The 22,000-nt window shown below is 43.5% G+C and carries 27 protein-coding genes and 1 pseudogene; 22 read left to right on the top strand and 6 right to left on the bottom strand.

Annotated features, from left to right (window positions below; genetic code table 11):
* Nucleotides 1–86: 86 nt before the first annotated feature.
* On the bottom strand, nucleotides 87–650 hold the full coding sequence (locus ACTWQL_RS13755) for a site-specific integrase (protein WP_443143002.1): 564 nt from the start codon (nucleotides 648–650) through the stop codon (nucleotides 87–89).
* Nucleotides 651–828: 178 nt separating this feature from the next.
* Between ACTWQL_RS13755 and ACTWQL_RS13760 the strand changes: the two genes are divergently transcribed.
* Nucleotides 829–1,167, top strand: a complete 339-nt coding sequence (locus ACTWQL_RS13760; RefSeq protein ID WP_443143003.1) for a hypothetical protein — start codon at nucleotides 829–831, stop codon at nucleotides 1,165–1,167.
* Nucleotides 1,168–1,207: 40 nt separating this feature from the next.
* Here the strand turns inward: ACTWQL_RS13760 and ACTWQL_RS13765 are convergent, their stop codons facing one another.
* From ACTWQL_RS13765 to ACTWQL_RS13775, 3 genes are all read right to left on the bottom strand, one after another.
* On the bottom strand, nucleotides 1,208–1,360 hold the full coding sequence (locus ACTWQL_RS13765; protein WP_443143004.1) for a hypothetical protein: 153 nt from the start codon (nucleotides 1,358–1,360) through the stop codon (nucleotides 1,208–1,210).
* Between the two features lie 135 nt (nucleotides 1,361–1,495).
* Nucleotides 1,496–1,711: a helix-turn-helix domain-containing protein gene (locus ACTWQL_RS13770; RefSeq protein ID WP_443143005.1), complete on the bottom strand. Its 216-nt coding sequence runs from the start codon at nucleotides 1,709–1,711 to the stop codon at nucleotides 1,496–1,498.
* Between the two features lie 16 nt (nucleotides 1,712–1,727).
* On the bottom strand, nucleotides 1,728–2,093 hold the full coding sequence (locus ACTWQL_RS13775; RefSeq protein ID WP_443143006.1) for a glycosyltransferase: 366 nt from the start codon (nucleotides 2,091–2,093) through the stop codon (nucleotides 1,728–1,730).
* Between the two features lie 141 nt (nucleotides 2,094–2,234).
* Here ACTWQL_RS13775 and ACTWQL_RS13780 point away from each other — a divergent pair, with 141 nt between their 5' ends.
* The 16 genes and pseudogenes from ACTWQL_RS13780 to ACTWQL_RS13855 form a co-directional block, all read left to right on the top strand.
* On the top strand, nucleotides 2,235–2,558 hold the full coding sequence (locus ACTWQL_RS13780) for a hypothetical protein (protein ID WP_443143007.1): 324 nt from the start codon (nucleotides 2,235–2,237) through the stop codon (nucleotides 2,556–2,558).
* A 96-nt stretch (nucleotides 2,559–2,654) separates the two neighbouring features.
* Nucleotides 2,655–2,975, top strand: coding sequence for a hypothetical protein (locus ACTWQL_RS13785; protein ID WP_443143008.1), 321 nt, complete (start codon nucleotides 2,655–2,657; stop codon nucleotides 2,973–2,975).
* A gap of 600 nt (nucleotides 2,976–3,575) precedes the next feature.
* The gene (locus tag ACTWQL_RS13790; protein WP_443143009.1) at nucleotides 3,576–3,845 is read left to right on the top strand and encodes a DUF5659 domain-containing protein; all 270 of its coding nucleotides are present in this window, start codon (nucleotides 3,576–3,578) and stop codon (nucleotides 3,843–3,845) included.
* 5 nt (nucleotides 3,846–3,850) lie between these two features.
* Nucleotides 3,851–4,699: a hypothetical protein gene (locus tag ACTWQL_RS13795; protein ID WP_443143010.1), complete on the top strand. Its 849-nt coding sequence runs from the start codon at nucleotides 3,851–3,853 to the stop codon at nucleotides 4,697–4,699.
* 465 nt (nucleotides 4,700–5,164) lie between these two features.
* Complete coding sequence (locus ACTWQL_RS13800; RefSeq protein ID WP_443143011.1) at nucleotides 5,165–6,148, top strand: hypothetical protein; 984 nt, start codon at nucleotides 5,165–5,167, stop codon at nucleotides 6,146–6,148.
* A gap of 107 nt (nucleotides 6,149–6,255) precedes the next feature.
* On the top strand, nucleotides 6,256–6,480 hold the full coding sequence (locus tag ACTWQL_RS13805; RefSeq protein ID WP_443143012.1) for a helix-turn-helix domain-containing protein: 225 nt from the start codon (nucleotides 6,256–6,258) through the stop codon (nucleotides 6,478–6,480).
* 306 nt (nucleotides 6,481–6,786) lie between these two features.
* Nucleotides 6,787–7,080, top strand: a complete 294-nt coding sequence (locus tag ACTWQL_RS13810) for a hypothetical protein (RefSeq protein ID WP_443143013.1) — start codon at nucleotides 6,787–6,789, stop codon at nucleotides 7,078–7,080.
* 138 nt (nucleotides 7,081–7,218) lie between these two features.
* Entirely contained in the window at nucleotides 7,219–8,085 is an 867-nt protein-coding gene (locus ACTWQL_RS13815; RefSeq protein ID WP_443143014.1) for a hypothetical protein, read from the top strand.
* 23 nt (nucleotides 8,086–8,108) lie between these two features.
* Nucleotides 8,109–8,786, top strand: coding sequence for a hypothetical protein (locus tag ACTWQL_RS13820; RefSeq protein WP_443143015.1), 678 nt, complete (start codon nucleotides 8,109–8,111; stop codon nucleotides 8,784–8,786).
* Complete coding sequence (locus ACTWQL_RS13825) at nucleotides 8,786–8,974, top strand: hypothetical protein (RefSeq protein WP_443143016.1); 189 nt, start codon at nucleotides 8,786–8,788, stop codon at nucleotides 8,972–8,974. Before ACTWQL_RS13820 ends, ACTWQL_RS13825 begins: the two co-directional genes overlap by 1 nt.
* A gap of 64 nt (nucleotides 8,975–9,038) precedes the next feature.
* Complete coding sequence (locus tag ACTWQL_RS13830; protein WP_443143017.1) at nucleotides 9,039–9,239, top strand: hypothetical protein; 201 nt, start codon at nucleotides 9,039–9,041, stop codon at nucleotides 9,237–9,239.
* 35 nt (nucleotides 9,240–9,274) lie between these two features.
* A complete protein-coding gene (locus tag ACTWQL_RS13835) occupies nucleotides 9,275–11,857 on the top strand; it encodes a phage tail tape measure protein (RefSeq protein WP_443143018.1) in 2,583 nt (860 codons plus the stop codon).
* Nucleotides 11,848–12,684, top strand: a complete 837-nt coding sequence (locus ACTWQL_RS13840; protein ID WP_443143019.1) for a hypothetical protein — start codon at nucleotides 11,848–11,850, stop codon at nucleotides 12,682–12,684. The genes ACTWQL_RS13835 and ACTWQL_RS13840 overlap by 10 nt, the downstream gene beginning before the upstream one ends.
* Nucleotides 12,685–13,227, top strand: a complete 543-nt coding sequence (locus tag ACTWQL_RS13845) for a hypothetical protein (protein ID WP_443143020.1) — start codon at nucleotides 12,685–12,687, stop codon at nucleotides 13,225–13,227.
* On the top strand, nucleotides 13,224–13,655 hold the full coding sequence (locus ACTWQL_RS13850; protein ID WP_443143021.1) for a phBC6A51 family helix-turn-helix protein: 432 nt from the start codon (nucleotides 13,224–13,226) through the stop codon (nucleotides 13,653–13,655). Before ACTWQL_RS13845 ends, ACTWQL_RS13850 begins: the two co-directional genes overlap by 4 nt.
* Before the next feature lie 255 nt (nucleotides 13,656–13,910).
* Nucleotides 13,911–14,039, top strand: a pseudogene (locus ACTWQL_RS13855) (sporulation initiation factor Spo0A C-terminal domain-containing protein); the annotation flags it as partial.
* 302 nt (nucleotides 14,040–14,341) lie between these two features.
* On the opposite strand, the gene yvfG reads toward ACTWQL_RS13855, so the two are convergent.
* Complete coding sequence (gene yvfG, locus ACTWQL_RS13860; protein ID WP_443143022.1) at nucleotides 14,342–14,545, bottom strand: protein YvfG; 204 nt, start codon at nucleotides 14,543–14,545, stop codon at nucleotides 14,342–14,344.
* Nucleotides 14,546–14,547: 2 nt separating this feature from the next.
* Nucleotides 14,548–14,793 carry a DUF2627 family protein gene (locus ACTWQL_RS13865; protein ID WP_443143023.1) on the bottom strand — a complete coding sequence of 82 codons (246 nt, stop codon included), beginning with the start codon at nucleotides 14,791–14,793 and terminating at the stop codon, nucleotides 14,548–14,550.
* A 135-nt stretch (nucleotides 14,794–14,928) separates the two neighbouring features.
* Between ACTWQL_RS13865 and ACTWQL_RS13870 the strand changes: the two genes are divergently transcribed.
* The 5 genes from ACTWQL_RS13870 to lpdA all read left to right on the top strand — a co-directional run bounded on the left by ACTWQL_RS13870 (nucleotide 14,929) and on the right by lpdA (nucleotide 21,993).
* Nucleotides 14,929–16,977 (top strand): sigma 54-interacting transcriptional regulator, encoded by a 2,049-nt coding sequence (locus tag ACTWQL_RS13870; RefSeq protein ID WP_443143024.1) that lies wholly within the window; start codon nucleotides 14,929–14,931, stop codon nucleotides 16,975–16,977.
* Nucleotides 16,978–17,129: 152 nt separating this feature from the next.
* On the top strand, nucleotides 17,130–18,023 hold the full coding sequence (gene yqiS, locus ACTWQL_RS13875) for a phosphate butyryltransferase (protein ID WP_443143025.1): 894 nt from the start codon (nucleotides 17,130–17,132) through the stop codon (nucleotides 18,021–18,023).
* A gap of 164 nt (nucleotides 18,024–18,187) precedes the next feature.
* The gene (bcd, locus tag ACTWQL_RS13880) at nucleotides 18,188–19,291 is read left to right on the top strand and encodes a branched-chain amino acid dehydrogenase (protein ID WP_443143026.1); all 1,104 of its coding nucleotides are present in this window, start codon (nucleotides 18,188–18,190) and stop codon (nucleotides 19,289–19,291) included.
* Nucleotides 19,292–19,434: 143 nt separating this feature from the next.
* Nucleotides 19,435–20,553, top strand: coding sequence for a butyrate kinase (gene buk / locus ACTWQL_RS13885; protein WP_443143027.1), 1,119 nt, complete (start codon nucleotides 19,435–19,437; stop codon nucleotides 20,551–20,553).
* 18 nt (nucleotides 20,554–20,571) lie between these two features.
* A complete protein-coding gene (gene lpdA, locus ACTWQL_RS13890; RefSeq protein ID WP_443143028.1) occupies nucleotides 20,572–21,993 on the top strand; it encodes a dihydrolipoyl dehydrogenase in 1,422 nt (473 codons plus the stop codon).
* Nucleotides 21,994–22,000 lie beyond the last annotated feature (7 nt).

Genomic DNA, 22,000 nt, shown 5'->3' on the forward strand with positions numbered 1-22,000 from the left:
ACGTCGCACTATTTACGCACCCTTTTCCTTCGCAATTATCTACCGTTCCACCTCCGTCCATTTGCGGCAACAAAAAAGACAGCCGATTAGATTTCGACTGCCTCGTATGCTTCGATTATTTCTTCGCGAGTGATACCGATGTAATCGAGCGTGATTTCCGGCGAACTGTGCGATAGTATCTTCATCAATCGCGTAATGTCCGTACCGTTCTCGTACATGATGTATCCGAAAGTTTTCCGAAGAGTATGCGTGCCTATCGTTCCTATCTTATCCGCGATACCAGCCCGACGAGCCGCATCGTTAAGGATCCGGTAAGCCTGAACGCGTGTGATCGGTCTGTTGCCGCCCTGACGCGATTTAAACAGGTATTCATCGTCTGGACCCGTAAGAGTAGCGAGCTCCTTTTGTACGGCTTTATTCAGGTGTATCTCGCGAGTCTTTTTCGTTTTCTTTTCCGTGAGCCTGACGGATGTCTTGCCACGAACATCGCCAATCTTGAGCGACAACAAATCGCTAATGCGCAGGCCGACCGATGCGCCTAACGTGAATAATAATCGATTACGACCGTGCAATGCAGCTTTCATGCGTTCGCGGTCTTTTTTACTGCGGATAGGTTCTGCCGGTGTAGCCTTGCGTTTGTCAATCGCCATTCGATTACCTCCGAGTGTAATGTTTTATAATATAAGGTTACACTCATTTTTCGCAAAAGTCAACCAGTATTTTCCTGCGTTACCATTGCGTTTGTTTTTGCGTTAGAAATCTATTTCCATTCGTTGGAAACTTTTCTGCTATGATAAACGTATAAACGAATAAATAGGAGGGGATCGAGTGAAATATTTACTATTTGCGTTAATGATTGTATTAGTCGGATGCAGCTCGACAACAAACGGAATAGAAAAGGATATGTACGAAGACGGGATCGATTATTATGAAACGGTCGAGACTGCGGTCAATGAATCGCGGGAACTAACCGAAGCGGAATTACGTAAGCTCGATGTATTCGAGGAAACATACGACTGGCTTGGCGATGAAGAAATGGATCACAATAAAGTAGCGTTACACCAGGCGCTAACCAGTATGCGCGATTACGTGGAATTTGATTACGATGATGCGGAGTTTTATGTAAATGCCCGAAAAGATGCAGCGGAAATATTAGACGTAAAATGAAAAAGACCCTACGCAAGGTAAGGTCGAATAATAACCGAGATTATTTCGCCAATAATTCGAGAACGATCGCAATAGCACCGCCAGCAACAAAACCGATAACGATATGCATTTCGTCAGCCCCTTTCGATGTGTGTGTACCGTTAGTATGAACGAAAAATATCTTTTTATACGAGGACACGCATAAACGGAACATCGCACGCATAAGCTGGGCGTAAAGGCATCGCCGAGCATCAGCTTAAGCCGTTTGTCCGCAAGGGCAGCGGCTAAAATTTCGCAGGTAATGTAATACATATTGCGCACAAAAAGACCGCCCGGCTAGAGGCGGTTTTTATTCTTTTTCGATTGTCATTAAGTCGTTAATATCGTCTATTTCTAATGCGTCTGCAATTTTAGCAAGTGCTCGTATATCGACCTGAACACGAACATTCCTTGTCATTTCGCTAATAGTGGCTTGGCGTACTTTGCTCATTTCATGGAGTTTTAATTGAGTTAGATCGTGTTCTTCCAATAGTTCTTTGATTCGTAATTTGATTACCCTTGCCAATTTAGTCCTCCCCATTCTAAATAGTTTTTAAAAAGTCACGAATGTCTAATGCGTGTCTAAGGACGATGTATCCACATGCACCCGATATTAAAAGTTCAATCGCTTTCGATCGGTGTCCTAACATCCAACTGGTTCCCGCGAAGAATATTACCCCGCCACACATCCAGTCTCCAACATTGAGAAGCATAATCCATATTCTGTTAAATGTATCATCTGTTAATGTACCTTGCGCGAAAGTAATGGCTGGAATCGTTAATGAAGAGATTCCCCCGCTTAAAGCAGCGAGTTTCGTTTGTGTTTGGTGTGATACATTTGTATTACCATTATCCCCCTTTACGAAAGTGCGGAAATCCAATACCTCTATATCATTCTTCCCAAACATTATAATTCCTCCCCATTATTCAAAATTAGTATACCATATTCCGCAATATAAATAAATATACTAAAAAACATAAAAACGGTATTGCGTTTATACGAAATGTAGTATATACTAAGGTTAATCACAAAATAAGGAGGATTCAAATTGATAAAACATCAAATAACTTTAAACGTAGGCGGAGAAAGTGAATTGCTCCCCGGTTGGATCATCGCGCCACGAATCGCAATAGTACGCGCAGGAAAGTATATCAATTTAATCGGCATTGATGGCAGCGCAAATTATGACGGTCTTGGCCACGTAATACTCGGCATTGTTGAAGACACCGCCCTTGATATTGAAAATGAGGTCGAAATCCTCGCAACAAAATTACAATCGATCAGCGCATTAAATTTTCTTATTGGTATGGCTCGCGAACACATGGTCGAGGACACGAATTTTAACCTGATACGAGGTGATATAGAATGTTAACTCGCGCAGGTGATTGGAAGCGTCTGTCAATGCATGAACGTTATTTGATTCTAGTCGGCTTATCGACAATCCAAAAACAAAAGGGAGCGATGTAAAATGTGTTTAGTACCTGTATCCGCAACTGTAGGAACTTATGTAGTGAGTAGCTTTTATCAAGATGAGCAAAAGACGTATGTGGACCGCTACGATTGTTACTTCTTGAATGACGACCTCGCAATCACGGTGGATCCTTCGTGGAATATCGGCTGGCTCGGCAAAGTCAAACCGTCTGAAACGCACCCTGGCGAATTTGAAGGTGACGTCGAAATGATGCAGTTTAAGTTCCCCGATGATTACGACTATTCATCGATCGAGGCGCACATCGCTCAAGACCTAGCCGGATTTATTCTAACGTATGGGGCCAACGATGTTGCGTAACGAGAAAAGCCGTGCTGGCGGCACGACCTAACTCGAAGATATAGCGTCAAACGTTCCCTATACTAGGCGGTACTGATTACGGCAATAATCGGATACCGCCCGTATCTGAATTATAGCGAATGTACGTTCGTAAGTCAACGATAAAACTAGTCGAGGCAGGACGCCAGTTTCGACGATAATACCGTATCCGTCCGATCGGTGCGCCGTAGGCAAGCGCATCTATCGCGGTTCACAATCATTCGACCTTCACCGGAGCCCGCGACGGCAATCGCGTTGGTTGCGTTCTTGGCCGAGTGGTTGGCGGTTTACTCAACAACACCTTTTTGCGAGGTGTTTTTTGTTTTGCATAAAAGTGTGAAGACAGGGGTTCGGGTGGCGTCATATAGGATGTAAAGAAAAAATATCACAAAACCTGTGATTTTATCCGATTGGTTTTGAATTAAATAATAGCTCCAAAAGTGTGAAAAAATTCGATTTATATCGTTAGACATTGTAGAGACGAAAAAGTTTTTATTGAATTTCCGCGAAAACGTAATCTCATCCGTATTATCAAGTGAGGGGTATTTTCGGGTCTTTCCCGGTTAAGGAGGTGACGCAAATATGGACACTCTAATGCAACGTTGGCAACAGTCGATTGATTACGACGACTATCATGAAGAACGATTCGGACAACGAAAAGGAGGTGACGTAATGAACAACACAGACTGCAAATGTATTTTATCGCTAGGTATGGCGCGGTACTTATTGGCGCAAGGCTTCGCGATGGTAGACGTAGACAGGTCAAAAAAGTTTCAAGGCAAGCTCGTATTTATCTTCCAAAATAGCCCGCAATTAAGCGAGGCTCTTAAAAACTACAAAAAAGGGGCGTAATTAGATTGAAAAAGAACCGACTAGAAACGATGATAGATCCGAAAACAGGTGAATTTGTTTACAACGCAGTAAGGCTCGAACCTGGCGACCGACTAACGACCGCAAAGGAAATGGAGCGAAACCAACTATATATAGATTCGAGATTTAAAAAGCGATTCCACCACGGCCGCAACTACGTCGTATCATACGTCGACCAAGTGCGTGAAGTAGCTGGCGCACTATCGATGTCAGAGGCAGGTGCGCTAATTAAGTTACTCTTGCAATTGCGAATCAAAAGCGACGGCGTTGTTATGTACGAAGGTAAACCGGCCCGCAAGGGAGACATCGCGAAAATTATCGGGGTAACCCGGCCAACGGCAAATAATTATATCGATAAATTTACGGAGGTGGGCGTCTTGTCCGTAGTTGAAAAGAAATTCGTTATCAATCGAAACTTCCACGCAATGGGCGGTCAATTGGAAAAACGAGATTTTACGAAGCTGTATACCGTAAAGACACGCGAGATAATCGATAGGCTATCGCTTGAGGATGTCGGCATGCTTTATCACTTCTTACCGTATTTCCATTATATGCGATATTACCTTTGTGAGATCCCGACGTGCGATCCGACTGAAATTGATTTTATTGGAACGACGAGACTTTCCGAAATAACCGATATTCATAGAACGTTAGTTAATGGGCGAATGAAGAAATTGCAAAGTGCTGGCGCGGTATTAATCACAGGAACGCGCAACCAGACGAGGTACCTTATTCACCCGGATTTAATGTTCCGCCAGCCTGAAGGAACTGAAACGGAATGGACTCGTTCGGTACGTCAAATGTTCGAAGATCACGGTAAAGAGTATTGCAACTGAATCTCAGTGTAGAGTGTACTTTACATTTTTGAGGTTCAGTGTAGAGTGTGCTTTACATTTTTAATAGTGCTGATTTAGTACCAATTCCACCATATATGGACAAATAAGGCGTATTTATGGGGTTTCCATACTACATGTAGTTATGAGGCGTACAAAAATACAAAAACGTTGTCTTATTCTTCATATAAGTACATTTAGGCTACGCCTGCACCCGTCGCTCCTATCGTCGCACCGGCTGCTATATATCTTTTTCGCGAAAGTATTAATCGCAAGAAAGATTCGCAATAAGGTATATGGCGGAATGAAGGGGCGCAAGCCCCGGAATGACGCAGCAAGGGCGCAAGCCCGAAGCTATGTAGTTAATTCACCGTTAAGTGTATACACTTGCGAGAATTACCGTATATAACCGCTATTAGTATAGCACCGATTAAACAACCAAAACAACCGAAAAGGGGACGATATAACATGACGACTGAATTCAAAATATGCGCATACTGTTTTGAGGAGAAACCGGCTAACATTCGATTCCACACGAACCACGACCACGGCGATATTTGCGGCAAGTGCTTCCGACTAATCGGCGCAGGTCAAACCGACGGCTTAACGGTCGATCAAAAATACGCCGAGCGTGTCTCTTATGTTATCGCGCAGACTAAACGTCGGGTGCCAGCACCGGGCGAAGCTGTCCGAACATATGACGAGATTAACGGAAAATTTTCCGACCTTTGCGAAATGGGTATTCCGACAGTTAAGCATCTTACGCGTATGGGCGATGTGCTCGATTTCTATGCAGAACGTGTTGAACGTGACCGCGAGCAGGCTGACATTGACGCGCGTACTCGGGCAGACTGGCGCCGAATCGAGCGACAACGTATTTTAAAGGACGGCGCATATTTTACCGCGATGGACCTATTCGATGACCTGTCGCGCATGTACGAAAGGGGACTCGTCACGGTCGCGGATTGGCGGGCAGAGCGTCGTAAATGGTCAACGTGCGCGCATCCGTTGTGTTTGAACGTGTACCGTAGCAGTCACCGGCAAAAGCGGTATTGCTCGGCTAGTCATCGCGAAGACTTGCGTAACCGTAAGAAGAACCTACGGAAAACCGGTACGTATCTGAATAAGTACGAATATACGGCAACATTAAGCGCAGTCAGCGAAAGAACACGTAAAAAATACGAGGTTACTAGCGAAGGGATTTTCGAGTTTGTCGGTAACGATGGTTTTTCTGGCGGTGAATTGAGTAAGCGGGATAAACGACGTGAGGTGAAATCGGTTGAGTCTCGTAATCGCGAAATTGCTGAGGAGAAGAAACGGCAGGATCACGGCGAGGTTGTTTCTTATATTGGGGACGTCAGTAGCATATACGATGTTTATACTGATTATCAGATTCAGGCCGCGAAAAAAGCAGCAAAAGAACACAAAAAATCTTTCTATTTATCTCGATAACTATGGGTAAAAAAGCATGTATTAGTAGAGAAAAGGCACGTTATAAAAGGGTCTTTTTTTAGACCTTATAGTTATTAAAATCCAACATTAAAAAGGAGGTTAGGGCGATGATTCTAACAGGGAAAGACATTCACATGATTAGGGAAGTTTATAGATTTTCTTGTGAAGAATTTGGTAGAAGGATAGGCGTATCGGGTTCATATATCACCATGATGGAGAGAGGAGCTCGACCGGTATCTGAGGAGGTGCGGAGAAAAGTGAAGTACGAGTTTGATCTGACTGTCGAAAAACTAAAGTCTATCATCGATACCTACAACGAGTACAGTCTGTAGTTTTTTATTTTCGATTAGTATTAATAAACATAAATCACCATCTTAACATCATTATATCACAATTCAATAGTAATGCAAGAAGAAATTTCGATTTTTTAGGGGGTATCGAGATGAAACCGAAACCCAACGTCAGTATTCACAAATACGGCGAGGTAACGTTAATAAAGACAATTTGCCTTAAGTGTGATCGCGAGTTTATCGACTTAACACTGACGCAGTTATATTGCGACGAATGTGATGAATCCGCGTTAACTGATAAACCAGGGGAGTACCACATTATAGATTACAAGATATGGAGGTGAGAACATGCCCCGGAGAAATGAAAATACCAAGACCGAACGCGAAATTCAGCGCGAAGAAAATACGAATACAGCATATGACGACTCGCTGCCAGGATGGTTGCGATATTTAATCGAGAATAACCCGGACCTTTCGCATTTAAGAAGACCGCGTAAATATTGGCGTATGCCACCGATGAGGAGGGTTCACCATAAAAACCGCAGTAATTCGAATGAAAATAACCGAAATTACAGAGGGAAAAACCGTAATCATGAGCGTGGTTACCGATCAAGACAACAAACCCGTCGCCGAGCGGTATAAGACATATAGACTACGTCCCGACGTTGCTCAAGAATTCGAGATAAGAAGTTTAATCGATGCTTGCCGCGATTTGTATGTAGACAACGTAATTGTCGAGGGCGTGGGCGACTGGAAATTAAATCCAAAGGAGAGATATTAGTGAGTTTAGAAAAAATCAAAAGTTCATTAGAAAAGGCTCATCAAATTAAAAATACATCGGCGAAATTCCTTCGTGAGCTGCAAAATCCGGTAAGAAGTGAGATTGCAAAAGCATCTACTGATCGCGACTTATCAGAGGAAGGACGTAAGAAGAAAGCGGACGAGATTCGCGAGCAAGCAGGCATCGAAATTATGGAACGACTCCATCTCAGAAAACAACAGTACACCGCGGAATTAGTAAAAGCGCAAAAGGCTGCCGACCGGATCGTCCATGCACCAAAACCAAAGCCTGACGCTGAAACGTTACGTAGATTCGAAAAGTCATTTGGCAGTTTTAAAACGGAATTAATGCTCACGCCTCGTGCTGACGTTGCTCAGGATAAACTAAACGATTTCATCGCGACTATAAAGGATCCATATATCGCCGATAAAGTTGCGGCCGAGTTCAGCGACCTGGCATCGAACATACTCGGAGGCACAACCGGTGACGGGACCGCAAAGGCGAAGTTAGGTCTTGCGAAATCGTTCGAAGAATTACGTAATAAAAGCGAAAGTGATGAAATCAAGGAAGCAAGGGCGTTACTGGAATCTGCGGATAGTTCGTTGGCTGATCCGAAATTTTATCGTGCTGAATTATATCGCGAGGCAGCTCGTGAGATTATGCCGGTTGAATACGTTGATTATCTTGACGATACAGACGCATTCTATCGTGAGTATGACGGTTTAAAACCTGCCGACTACGTGGATGAAGAACTGGAAAAAGAAAAGGAAATCGAGAAGCACAATCGTCCGTTCGATGAAGGTAATGACAGGTTGCACGCGTTAAGTAAAAGCATTGACAAGCTACACAATCAATTAAAACAATAAAAAACTATTAGGGGGAATTTATTATGAAATCAGTTCAAAAATTAGAAACTCAGGAAGCAAAGATTAATGAAAAGGTTGTTAGTCTCTTAAGTGAAAAAGAAGCGAAAGTCGCTGAAATTCAGGAACTTAAAAAGTCTTACAAAGGAATGCTTGTAGATGATGCAGTAAGTGACGCCAAGACATCACAAAAGTCTATTGACGTGGAAAAAACTAAAATCGAAAAAGCGGAAAAAGAATTATCTACGATTTTAGAGCGTATCGAAGCCCTACAGGATGCGTACAAAAAGAACCTTTCCGAATTATTGCCGGATGTTAAAAAGGAACGCGATGCTGCGGTCGGTAAAGCGCAAAAGGAAATGACGGCGATGTTTCGCGACCTTCGCCAATACAAAGCCGAATACTTGCTCGCGGTTAAGAAGATTAACGCGGTTTACCGAAAAGCGAAAGAAGCCGACGCAAAGTATCACGAATCCGGTCGTAAAATTGATCCGCAAATGAAAACGCAATTCGTAAACCTGCCGACTTTGAATTTGTTTGCGAACAGCGACGGCGACGATAAGGTGATCGGTATCACTCAGGCCGAAGTTGACCGCGCAATCACGAGCGGTAGTGTTCCGTTATGGGTGCAACATTTCGAAGATACTGGCGAAGTGCTCGCATCTGACGCAGAGGTTCGCACAAGACAAGCGGAGGGTAAATAATGTCCGACGCAATCGATAACCTCAAGAAAGGTTACGCGGAATCAGCGAAACAAACAAAGGAACGGAAGATCGCACCAGTGTCGGAGCAAGACGAAGTGACGTTAAATAACCCTTTGCGCATGATTGCGAAGGGATTCGAGGCAATGACGTCCGATGATGAGTCGAAAGGCTCGGAGGATGGTAAGTAAACTCTCCTTTATTAACGGGCGTACGCGCCCAATCTTTTAAAATTATTGAAAGGAATGATTATAAATGGAAAAAGATTACGCATTCGAGCTAGGTTACGGATTACAACTGTTCGCGGAATTTGTGGAGCTCGCGGATAAAGGTGAATTAGAAGAGTGGGTCGAGAAGAATGGTAATGACTACTCTCTCCAAAAAATGATTTTAGTCTTTAATGCATTCGCAGGATTAGAACAAGTAAGTGAATTAATTCAACTGCCTCCTAAATAGGAGGCTTTTTTTTATTTTATGGAGGAGGTAATTAAATGACAGACGTGGGGAAAATACGTGCAACTTTGGAATTAAACGCTAAATCGTTCGAGGATTCCATGCGAAAAGCAAGAGACTCGATGGATAAAACGGGTAAAAATGCACAAAAGACCAAAAAGAATATGACCGACTTACAAAAAGGGTTCGTAGGAGCAGGCGCGGCTATAGCTGGTGCCATTGCGTTGTCAGTACGTTCTGCGGTGCAATTCGAGCAGAAAATGGCGGATATAGCTTCGATTTCAAATCTTTCTTCGGACCAACTATCGCAACTATCCGACACTATCAAGGAACTGGCGGAGTCAAGCACCTTCGCAATTGGTGACGTATCATTGGCGGCAGAGGAATTAATCAAAGCGGGTCTATCGTTTGAGGACGTAATTGGAGGAGGATTGGCCGGCTCACTCGACCTGGCTGCCGCTGGATCGTTGTCGATGGCAGATGCCGCGATGGTTGCAAGTACCGCGCTAAACTCGTTTAAGAAAGACGGGCTCGAAATGAGCGACGTTGCAGATATATTGGCGGGCGGAGCCAATGCGAGCGCCACAAGCGTAATGGAGTTACAGCAAGGACTATCGCAAGTCTCAGCCGTTGCATCAAGCGCCGGGATGAATTTTCGTGATACTGTAACTAGTTTGTCACTATTTGCGAATGCAGGATTGCGTGGGAGTGACGCCGGGACCTCGTTAAAGACCATGCTACAAAATTTGACACCAAGTACTTCTGCCGCTTCCAAATTAATGAAAGAGCTCGGAATTATTACCGAAGAAGGCTCGAACCAGTTTTACGATGCGCAGGGTAACTTGAAAGGACTTGCGGAAATTACCGATGTACTTCGGGACTCATTAGACGAATTAAACCCGCAGGAAAGGGGCGCCGCACTTAAAGAAATGTTCGGAACTGACGCGGTTAGAGCTGCGAGTATTCTTTATTCGGAAGCTGCCGACGGAGTTACTAAAATGACCGACGCAATGTCAAAAGTGAGTGCCGCTGATACAGCCGCCAAAAAAATGAACACCTTACGAGGATCGTTCGAGGAATTTTCTGGCGCCATGTCTACAATCTCTGTGCAGGTCGGGGAAGAATTCTTGCCTATCTTTAAAAAAATTGTGGATCAGGGGACATCTATCGTCCGAGCGTTCGGTGACATAGATAGCGGGCTTGTCGCGACCGGTCTTAAAATGGGCGCAGCCGCAGCCGGAGTCGGCGTGCTATTAACGTCACTCGTTAAGTTGCGGATAGGACTTACCGCGCTATATGCGTCACTCGGGCCAGGAGGTTGGATGATTGCTGGAATTAGTTTGCTATCGGGACTATTCGTCGGACTTTACAGCGAAACCGAACGCATGACCGAAGTGAACTTGGACAACGCGAACGCACTCGCAAAACAACGTGAGGAGCTCGAGAAAAACACGGCTGAATTTGACCAGCTTGCGATTAAGAGTCAGTTAAGCAACGCGCAATTCGCCCGGTTCCTCGACATTCAAACGGAACTAGCGAATACAACCGCTCCTGACAAGATTAAGGCGTTGCGCGAGGAGCAGGCGAAGTTATACGAAAAGTCCGGTCTGTCAAACGGTGAACTCGACCGCATGGCTCAGTTAAATAACGACCTTACGACAGCGGTCGGAACCGCGACCGATAAGATTACCGATCAAGGGAACCGCGTAATCGAGACTACCGACAAGATTAAGGAATACAACGAGAAATTAAAGGACGCTACATTGCGAGAATTAGAGTCCGAACGCTTTAAAGCAATCGCGAAGGAAAGAGATATTCGGGCTGACATTAATGATATGCAATCAAAGCTCGAGGAAGGGTTAAAGCGCGAGCAGGAACTTCGTGCGGAATTAAATAATTACGATGCGGCAGCAGTTGAAAAGCAAGCAGAAAAGATAAGAAAGCAGCTTGAAGGTACCGAGCTCAGTGGTATCCGTCGTATGACATTAGAACATGAGCTTAAGACACTAGAAGATCAGTGGTTCCAACTTAATGAAAATCTCGGTAAGGAAATAGATCAGAATGAAGAACAACGTGAGAAGATTAAGAAAAAGCAACAAGAGCTCGGTCTTAACGATGAGATATTAAAGAGAATGACCGACATTTATCTTGAAGACGTTAATATAAACAACGCAAAAGGCGACGGGGTTCAGAAACTAGATCAACAGCTAAATAAACTTTACCAGCAACGCGATGCCTTAATCAACAACACTTCCGCTCAAGATAAACAAAATTCAGCATATAGAATCGCGCTAGATGAATTGGATTTTCAGATTTCAAAGCACGAACAGGTTAAAGATAAAATCAACTTTGCGACCAATGCGCAAGGTCGTACGAATAGTGCTATTTCAGAAGGTTCAGAACGTGCTGCCGAAATGAACCGCAGACTAGGTGAAGACGTTGGTAAGGATGTCCGGTTTAAAGGAGACGGTCTTGCAACCGCGCAATCGATTCACGAGTGGCTAACGAAGCCGGCGCATAAGTCCGTCAGTATTTCCGAATCCGCCACGTATAGTGATGAAGAAATCGAGCAGGTAACCGCGTTAATGAACGATATATGGGAGGAGTTTAAATGTCATTAATCACAGGGGTCGGTTATAGAGATCAGTTCGCGATTATGTCAGGTGATTTTAATACCTTGACCGCAAAGTATTACATGAATAAGGACGGCATTATTGAGGATGAGGAAGCAAAGATATATCGGTGCAATGTAAAAAGTAATAAGGTTCATAAATTGACCGATTACGTTCTCTTCGCTACGACTGGATTAGCTGATTTATCCGCGATGATTGTAGAAGAGTTTAAGAAGAGATTAACCGATGCAGATGACTTAGGTGTTTGTGCTGATGTATTCAGGGATATTATTTCAGACCTTAGAAAGTTAGCAGATAGCGGAGACGTATCTGCCGATGTTCGGTCGTCTTTAAAAGCACTTACACACCATACGTCTCTTCGTCTCACCTGTTCTCTTACAGGGTTTTACGAAAATGGAAGGACAGGGATTGTTACATTCGAAACTGACGAAGGACCTGACGCTGAGGTATTTGTTCCGGATCCTCCCGCTGATGAATATAAATTCGACGCAATATGTAGGGGAGTATCCAAAGCGACGGAAATCGAGCATCCGTTTGACCTCGGACCGCATTACGAAGATTATACGTTTATAAACTTTCTGCGACGCGTTAATATGCTTCATACGTCCGTTTCGCTCGTAAACCCTAAACTAGTCTCGCCTGAGTATAAGATATATATCCTCCGCAATAGAGGAGAAGACAAACCGGAATTTATCGAAATGGATATGGATTCAAACGACCATTACCATGAGATAAGCGGCAGGGACTTGTCGGTATTAAAATGCTATTTAAACGACCGCGTGTGTGACGAGGTCTTAAACGTAGAGGAGGATTAAATGCGATCAATCGACGAAATCAAGACGCAAATCGAGCAGCTTAAACGCGACCATCCGTCGGAACCGCCTGCGCCATTTGTGCCGATTCCTCTATCGCTTCACATTCGGGAGCGTGTTGCGCCATTTAAGAAAATCGCGGTCAAGTACGCCAGCCTGCTAATGAATTCGGGCGAACTACAACCGATTGACGTCGGTAAACTAGCCGGGTACCGCGAGTATGGCGAATTATTGCACAGGTCGTTAGGTACGGGATCGATGGCGATAGGAACCGGCGTTCTCGGTATTATTTCGTCAATGGACCGGGTAAACGAGGCAATCGAAAACGAACGCGAATTAGATGCTGACGACATTGCATCGCGGATATATACGTTTATTCAGATAATGAACGTAAGCCTTGACGACACATACGATTATTCGGCGCAAAACTGGCGGGACATCATGACAGAACACCATGCGGAATATAAACGCCTCACGAGCGATGATGCATTTAATGCGGAGCTCGATAAGGTACGCGAAGAATATAAACGGGAGGTGGGAGAATGACCACATTAGACGAATTAAAACGGGGACTGGACGATCGACAGCTTCTTGCCGCGCAATTACTTGTGAATAACGAGTTTGCCGGTAAAGAGCGCAGACACCAGGAAGATATTGCGGAAGAAATCGGAGTCAGTCGGCAGACATTGTGGGAATGGCGCAAGAAAGACCAGCGATTCATTTCGTACATGTCCGCGTTGTCCGACATGACGCTCGACAGTCATCGGTCGCTTGCTGATGCGCAGCTTATTAAGCTAATCAAGGGAACGAGTAACAACGGGCTGGCATCGATCAAGGCGCTGGAACTGTTCTATAAGTTATCCGGCAGGCTTATTGATAAGCGCGAGGTTAAAGTCGACGACAATTACGTACCGCGTAAGAGTCGGGAAGAGGTTGCGCAGGAACTACGAGAACTCAACGACATGCTACAATAGTTAATACGGGCGTCCTTACGGGGATGCTCGCCTTTTTTTTTGTGCTGAGACGACGATTGTAGCGCAATTAGAATCGTGTTAACGGGTAATAGGTCGTTTCGTTGCGAAATATCACTTGCAAATTATCGCTAATTGCCGTAAGATTAAACCGATAAACAATAACGGATATACCGATAAATATAGGACGAAGCATACCGATAAACATAACGTTTAAACTTACGGAAAACCTATCGCTAAATCGCCGAAAAACCTTGCCGTGGGAACATCGACTCGATTTCGAATCTCTTCGGTTATACGGTGAGTATGTCCAAAGCGAAACCGACAAACAGTGAATTCATTGCAATGGTAGCTGATAAATTACGTATCGAGCATAAAGCTGGTTGAAAGAGCACTGAAATCATAAAAAATTGAGCCAGCTTGTCATCCGTTTTAATACCCAGCACTAATACCATAAAGGGACTGTCCAAAAAGAAAGTGTCAGACACCTCTTCACCACAACATTTTTGTATCCACGTTTTTTCTCAAAATGTTGTTAAGTTCGGAGAGACTCACACATTCTTTGGATAGCCCCCTTTTTATGCTTGCATTTAAAGAAAATATAAATACTTTCTTCAATATAAGCGCAACTAAAGCTCAGCCTACGCCAAAGGCTTGTCTTTGCTGAGTTTTCTTTAGAAAGAAGATGGTCAACGACAATTCTGATAGGCTGTATTTAAGTTTCGAATTCGTTGTACCAGCTCGGAGTTCTTGTTGATGTTATCATTTATGATTGTCGATACCATTGAGACATAGTAACTGTTCATCGCCTGTTGTTTAGAAAATACATCCTCATTATGTTCTGCATATGTTTTAAAGTTTTCTTCAAAAAAAGCCACGCTAAACTGCTCCATATTTAATTTCCTCCTTTATTCCGGAATCTTTGTTGTACATTATTCCGTTTACGGTCTCTATAAAAGATGAAACCACCCACAAAGCCGAATCCTATTATAAACATGAGAATCCCGGCGATCAGCTCGATAATGAAATTCGGAAAAATGGGATGTACGATTCCAAAAAGGGAATCCCGTATTAATTTTATACCTACCACACCTGCGATTCCAGGGATCACTAATACTAAAAGTGCGATTATTCTTGTCATATTGAATCATCCTTTTCTGTCGCTACTCATTGTACCGATTTTATCGTTTCCTGTCTATAAGTGTTTGCGTATGTAGAAAACAAAGGGTAAAATAAAAGTGTGAAAAAAATTGCATGGTAAAAATAGGTGTAGCTAATGAAAAATGTAATCATAATTGGAGCTGAGAAAGTTGGTGCAGCTCTTGTAAAAATCATCAACAAATCCCATGCCTTAAAATTGAAGGCAGTTATTGACCGCGACAAGGAAGCGCCAGGAATTAAAATGGCGCAAGAAATGAATATAGCAACAGGGACAAAGTGGGAACAATACATAGACCAGCCCGTAGATGTTGTGATTGAGACAACAGGAGATGAAAAAACATTCACCTCCCTTAGGGAAGTAAAGGATCGTCAATGGGTCATCATTCCTCCGTCAGTCGCAGTTCTGGTTTCGAATTTGATTGAAGAACAAGAAAACCTGATCGATCAATTATCAAGTCAATCCAGACAACAGGATTTAGTTTTAAGCTCCTCCCATGATGGTGTCATAGCGATTGATCGTACCCGCAAAATTACTATCTTCAATAAAAGTGCCGAAGGAATGACAGGTCTCGAAAATGCAGAGGTCATAGGTAAAGAAATCACGGATATCATCCCAAACAGTGAATTACCCCGAATCCTGAACCACGGAAAAACAGAAGTGAATAAGGAACAAGTTTTAGACAATGGAAGAAAAATCATTACTACCAGGACTCCGATGATTGACGATAAAGGCAATATAATCGGAGCGTTCGCCGTTTTTAAGGATATCACTGAAGTTGTGGAAATGGCTGAAGAAGTAACGAGTCTGAAAAGCGTGCAGACGATGCTTGAGGCAATCATCCATTCCTCACAAGAAGCGATATCGGTTGTGGATGAAGAAGGAAAAGGTCTTATGGTTAACCCGGCTTATACGAGATTGACGGGATTGAAATCAGAAGATATTTATGGGAAACCGGCTACCACTGATATTTCTGAAGGGGAAAGCATGCATATGCGGGTTTTGCGTACCCGTAAGCCTGTCCGAGGCGTACGGCTGAAAGTAGGACCTAACCGAAGGGATGTTGTGGTTAACGTTGCTCCTGTCATCGTTGATGGCAAATTGAAAGGAAGCGTCGGGGTGATCCATGACATTTCTGAAATCCAGTCGTTGACAGCGGAATTACAACGAGCCCGACAAATCATCCGTACATTGGAAGCCAAATATACGTTTTCAGATATCATCGGCGATTCGAGTGAAATGAAATTCGCAATCGAGCAGGCCAAATTGGGAGCATCCACGCCTGCGACTGTTCTATTAAGAGGGGAATCAGGAACAGGAAAAGAATTGTTCGCCCATGCAATTCATAACAGCAGCAGCTTGAAGTATAACAAATTCGTTCGTGTGAATTGTGCCGCCATTTCTGAATCACTGCTCGAAAGTGAATTGTTTGGCTATGAAGAAGGGGCATTTTCCGGTGCCAAAAAAGGCGGGAAAAGAGGTTTGTTTGAAGAGGCGAACGGTGGAAGCATTTTTCTTGATGAGATTGGTGAATTATCAAGCGATACACAGGCCAAGCTCCTCAGGGTGCTTCAAGAAAACGAAATCATACGGGTTGGGGGGACGAAAGCAATCCCGATCAAAGTCCGTGTGATTGCGGCAACCAACGTAAACCTTGAAAAAAGAATAATTGAGGGCTCTTTTCGGGAAGATTTATATTATCGGATTAATCGACTGCCGATCTTCATCCCTCCATTAAGAGAACGGAAAGAAGATATCGGTAAACTTTGCGATCACCTGATTCGGAAACTGAATCAGGATTACGGACGGAATATCGAAGGTGTTACCAAGGAAGGTATAGTCTATCTCTGCCAGTACCATTGGCCAGGTAATGTACGTGAGTTGGAAAATATCCTGGGGAGGGCGATCATCCATCTTTCGTTCCATGAATCTTGGATTGATGTCACCTCAATACCATCTTTAGATACTGATGCCCAGCCCAGAATGGAAGTTTCAATAGCACAAGGGACCAATGATTCCTTACAGACGCAAGTTGATCAATTTGAAAAAGACCTGATTCAGAAAACCTTGAATGAATGCAATGGGAATAAAACAAAGACAGCTAAAAAACTCGATGTCTCCTTAAGAAATCTCTATTACAAAATTGATAAATACAATATTGAATAAAGTGGCATGCAAGATATTTCATTGTATGAAGAAAGTTGCATGGTCAGATTTGTGGAAACGCCATCATATCAAGGTGATAAAAGTTGGCATGAATCTTGCATTTATTAGACGATGGGAAAAGAATAAGTAATAGAAAGGGTTGAACTCAGGTCATGCATTTAGAAAACCTCATCCAAGAAGCAACCCACCTGCCGGACAAAGTTGTTGCAGTAGCTGCTGCAGAAGATGAAGAGGTCATCGAAGCAGTGAAAATGGCTTTAGAAAAGGAAATCGCTTCTTTTCAATTGTTTGGTGAAGAAGGAAAGATTCTCTCTTTACTTCAAAACCAAGGGCTAGAAGCTTCTGAGCGTTTGAAAGTCATTTCATGCTGCAATCCTGATGAGGCTGCGGCAATGGCGGTCCAAGCAGTAAGCAGCGGACAAGCTGATGTGTTGATGAAGGGGATGGTTCCTACAGCACGTATACTGAAAGCCGTATTGAATAAAGAATATGGTCTTAGAACCGGTAAAGTTCTCTCTCATGTTGCAGCTTTTGAAGTGACAGGCTATGATCGCCTCGTATTTGTAACTGATGCTGCCATGAACATTACACCGGATCTGCAGCAAAAGGCAGATATCATCCAGAATGCTGTAGACGTTGCTGTGAAAATAGGTGTAGAAACACCAAAAGTTGCCCCTATAGCAGCAGTTGAAGTCGTTAATCCATCGATGGAAGCCACATTGGATGCTGCTGCCCTTAGTAAGATGAATAACAGGGGGCAAATCAAGAATTGCGTTGTTGATGGACCACTAGCTCTCGATAATGCGGTTTCCATAGAGGCTGCAGAACATAAGGGAATCCGAGGCGAAGTAGCTGGAAGAGCGGATATCCTCCTCGTTCCAAATATCGAGACGGGAAATGCTTTATACAAATCCTTAATCTACTTTGCTCGCGCTAAAGTTGGTGCTGTCATCGCTGGAGCGAAAGCACCGATCGTCCTCACTTCAAGAGCGGATACGGCAGAGAGCAAATTGTATTCAATCGCATTAGCGGTACGTGCTGTTTGAAAATAAGAAAAAGAGAACAATTGCGTTGGTTTGTAAATTGAACTGAAGCAGTGGGATATCCGAAACTCCTGAGGGGAAAGCGAACCAGGCGAGACCCTACAGCGAGGAACAAGCCAAAAAATTCATCAAAAAATAGATAAGAATTCTTAAGGAGGAATATGAACATGGAAATTTTCAAGTATATGGAGACTTATGATTACGAGCAATTGGTGATTTGCCAGGATAAACAATCAGGATTGAAGGCGATCATCTGTATTCATGATACGACTTTAGGTCCTGCACTTGGCGGTACTAGAATGTGGACATATGAAACAGAAGACGCTGCGATTGAAGATGCGCTTCGACTTGCAAAAGGGATGACATATAAAAATGCTGCAGCAGGTTTGAACCTTGGCGGAGGAAAGACAGTTATCATCGGAGATCCAAGAACAGCTAAAAATGAAGAAATGTTCCGGGCGTTTGGACGTTACATCCAAGGTTTGAATGGTCGTTACATAACTGCAGAGGATGTTGGAACAACTGTCGCTGATATGGACTTGATTCGTCAAGAAACTGAATTCGTAACTGGTGTATCACCAGCATTCGGTTCTTCAGGAAATCCATCACCTGTAACGGCTTATGGTGTTTATCGAGGTATGAAGGCAGCAGCTAAAGAGGCATTCGGAACTGACTCCCTCGAAGGAAAGGTCGTTGCTGTCCAAGGTGTTGGGAACGTTGCTTACAACCTATGTAAACACCTCCATGAAGAAGGTGCACAGCTGATTGTCACCGATATCCATAAAGAAGCAGTACAGCGTGCGGTAGACGATTTCGGAGCAAAGGCTGTGGATACTGAAGAGATCTATTCTGTTGAATGCGATATCTACGCACCGTGTGCACTTGGTGCGACAATAAACGATGAAACGATCCCACAATTGAAAGCGAAAGTTATTGCTGGTGCGGCAAACAATCAACTGAAAGATACGAAACATGGAGATACGATTCATGAAATGGGCATAGCTTACGCACCTGACTACGTCATCAATGCAGGCGGAGTCATCAATGTCGCAGATGAATTATACGGCTACAACCGTGAACGTGCGATGAAGAAAGTTGAAACGATCTATGACAACATTGCAAGTGTATTTGAAGTTTCAAAGCGCGATAATATCCCTACTTATATGGCAGCTGACCGCCTTGCGGAAGAACGTATTGAGCGCAACAAGAATTCAAGAAGCCAATTCCTATTGAACAGCAGACATATTTTATCTCAACGCATCGGTCAATAATATATAACTCTGTTAAACGTTGATTGTTGATTAGTTAAGCGAAATTCACGATACACCTGCGGTTTGACCGGGGAACTGGAGTGGGTTTCGCAAGATCTACTTAACAGAGCCTGATTTTTAAAAAAACGTTTTTTGAGTCATCAATGGAGGGTTCCGTTTTGCAACAAAGAGAATATCGATTACTTGTAATTAATCCTGGATCAACATCTACTAAAATTGGAATATTTGATGATGAACACTCAGTGTTTGAGAAGACCATTCGTCATGATAGCGAAAAAATCAGCGAATTCGAACACATCATCGATCAATATGAATTCCGGAAAAATGTCATTCTGGAGACATTGGATCATGAAGGGATCAATGTTTCTAAATTAAGTGCAGTCGTTGGACGTGGCGGTCTACTTCGTCCAATTGAAGGCGGAACTTATAATGTGAATGATTTAATGCTTGAGGATCTCCGTAAAGGTTATTCTGGAGAACATGCTTCTAATTTAGGCGGGATCATCGCTTTTGAGATTGCGCGAGGATTGAATATTTCTTCATTTATTGTCGATCCGGTAGTTGTTGACGAATTAGCGCCACTTGCGAGAGTTTCAGGTGTACCGGAAATAGAGAGAAAAAGTATATTCCATGCACTGAACCAAAAAGCAGTCGCACGAAGAGTGGCAAAGCAGTTAGGCCGATCATACGAAGAACTTCGTTTGATTGTTACACATATGGGTGGAGGAATTACAGTCGGTGTACATCAAGAAGGAAAAGTCATTGACGTAAATAATGGATTACATGGAGAAGGACCATTTTCTCCTGAACGAGCTGGGACTGTCCCAGTAGGGGATCTCGTGTCTATGTGTTTTTCTGGAGAATATTATGCAGAAGAAATCATGAAAAAGCTTGTTGGTAATGCAGGGTTTGTCGGCTATCTCGGTACGAATGATGCTGTGGAAGTCGAAAAGCAGATTGAAGCTGGTGATGAAAAGGCAAAGCTGGTCTATGAAGCGATGGCTTATCAAGTCGCCAAGGAAATCGGTGCAGCAAGTGCAGTACTGCATGGCAAAGTCGATGCAATTGTACTGACAGGCGGACTTGCTTATGGTAAGGATTTTGTAAATGAAATCACTGAACGGATCGAATGGATCAGTGATGTGATCGTACATCCTGGTGAGAATGAACTTCAAGCATTGGCTGAAGGCGGCTTACGTGTACTACGTGGAGAAGAAGATGCGAAAGAATATCCAAATCAACCGATAAAACAAAGCATTTAACGGAAAGGGGAATGAATCATGGCTGAGAATTATGATCTCGTCATCCTCGGTGGAGGTACTGGCGGTTATGTAGCAGCAATTCGAGCATCCCAGCTTGGATTATCTGTCGCAATCGTTGAAAAAGGAAAACTAGGAGGGACATGCCTTCACAGAGGATGTATCCCGAGTAAAGCATTATTAAGGAGTGCAGAAGTTTTTGCAACGGCTAAGAAGGGTGAAGAATTTGGTGTCATCGCAAAAGATGTAGCATTGAATTTCGAACGTGTCCAACAGCGTAAACAAGGTATTGTCGATCAGCTTCATAAAGGTGTCCAACATCTTATGAAAAAAGGGAAGATCGATGTGTATGAAGGACATGGCCGTATATTAGGTCCGTCTATCTTCTCACCGATGCCTGGCGCGGTTTCAGTCGAGTATAACAATGGTGACGAGAATGTAATCCTGGTACCAAAAAACTTGCTCGTCTCAACTGGATCACGCCCACGAACGTTACCTGGCCTTGATATCGATGGAGAATTAGTCCTGACATCGGATGAAGCATTGGAGCTTGAAGAGCTACCATCCTCAATCATCATTGTCGGAGGAGGCGTCATCGGGATTGAATGGGCTTCAATGTTCATTGACTTCGGGCTTGAAGTAACCGTATTAGAATATGCTGATCGAATTGTTCCTACAGAGGACAAAGAAATCTCGAAAGAAGCGACACGCATTTTGAAAAAGAAAGGCGTAAAGATCGTCACAGGAGCTAAAGTCTTGCCTGAAACCCTTGAAAAAGGAGAAGGGGTAACGATCAAAGCTGAACATAAAGACGAAGAGAAATCCTTTTCTGCAGATAAATTATTGGTTTCTGTAGGCCGCCAGCCGAATGTTGAAGACATCGGTCTTCAAAACACAGAAATCCAAGTTGAAAAAGGTGCTATACAAACCAACGAATTTTATCAGACCAAGGATTCCCATATTTATGCAATCGGAGATGTGATCGGTGGACTTCAATTGGCTCATGTGGCTTCCCACGAAGGCATTGTAGCTGTTGAACATATGGCTGATCAGAATCCACATCCGATCGACTACACGATGATTTCCAAATGTATTTACTCAAACCCTGAAATGGCGAGCGTAGGATTGACCGAAGATGAAGCGAAGGAACAAGGCTATGATGTTAAAGTCGGTAAGTTTTCGTTTAAAGGCATCGGTAAAGCACTCGTTTATGGACAATCTGATGGATTTGTAAAACTGATTGCTGATAAAGAAACAAATGATTTACTTGGAGTCCATATGATTGGACCCCACGTAACGGATATGATTTCTGAAGCAGGTCTTGCAAAGGTTCTGGACGCAACACCATGGGAAATCGCACACTCTGTCCATCCGCATCCGACATTGTCAGAGGTAATCGGAGAAGCAGCCTTAGCAGTTGATGGCAAAGCGATTCATAACTAGGATATTT

Source organism: Pseudalkalibacillus sp. R45 (assembly GCF_052246725.1).
GTDB lineage: Bacteria > Bacillota > Bacilli > Bacillales > Fictibacillaceae > Pseudalkalibacillus.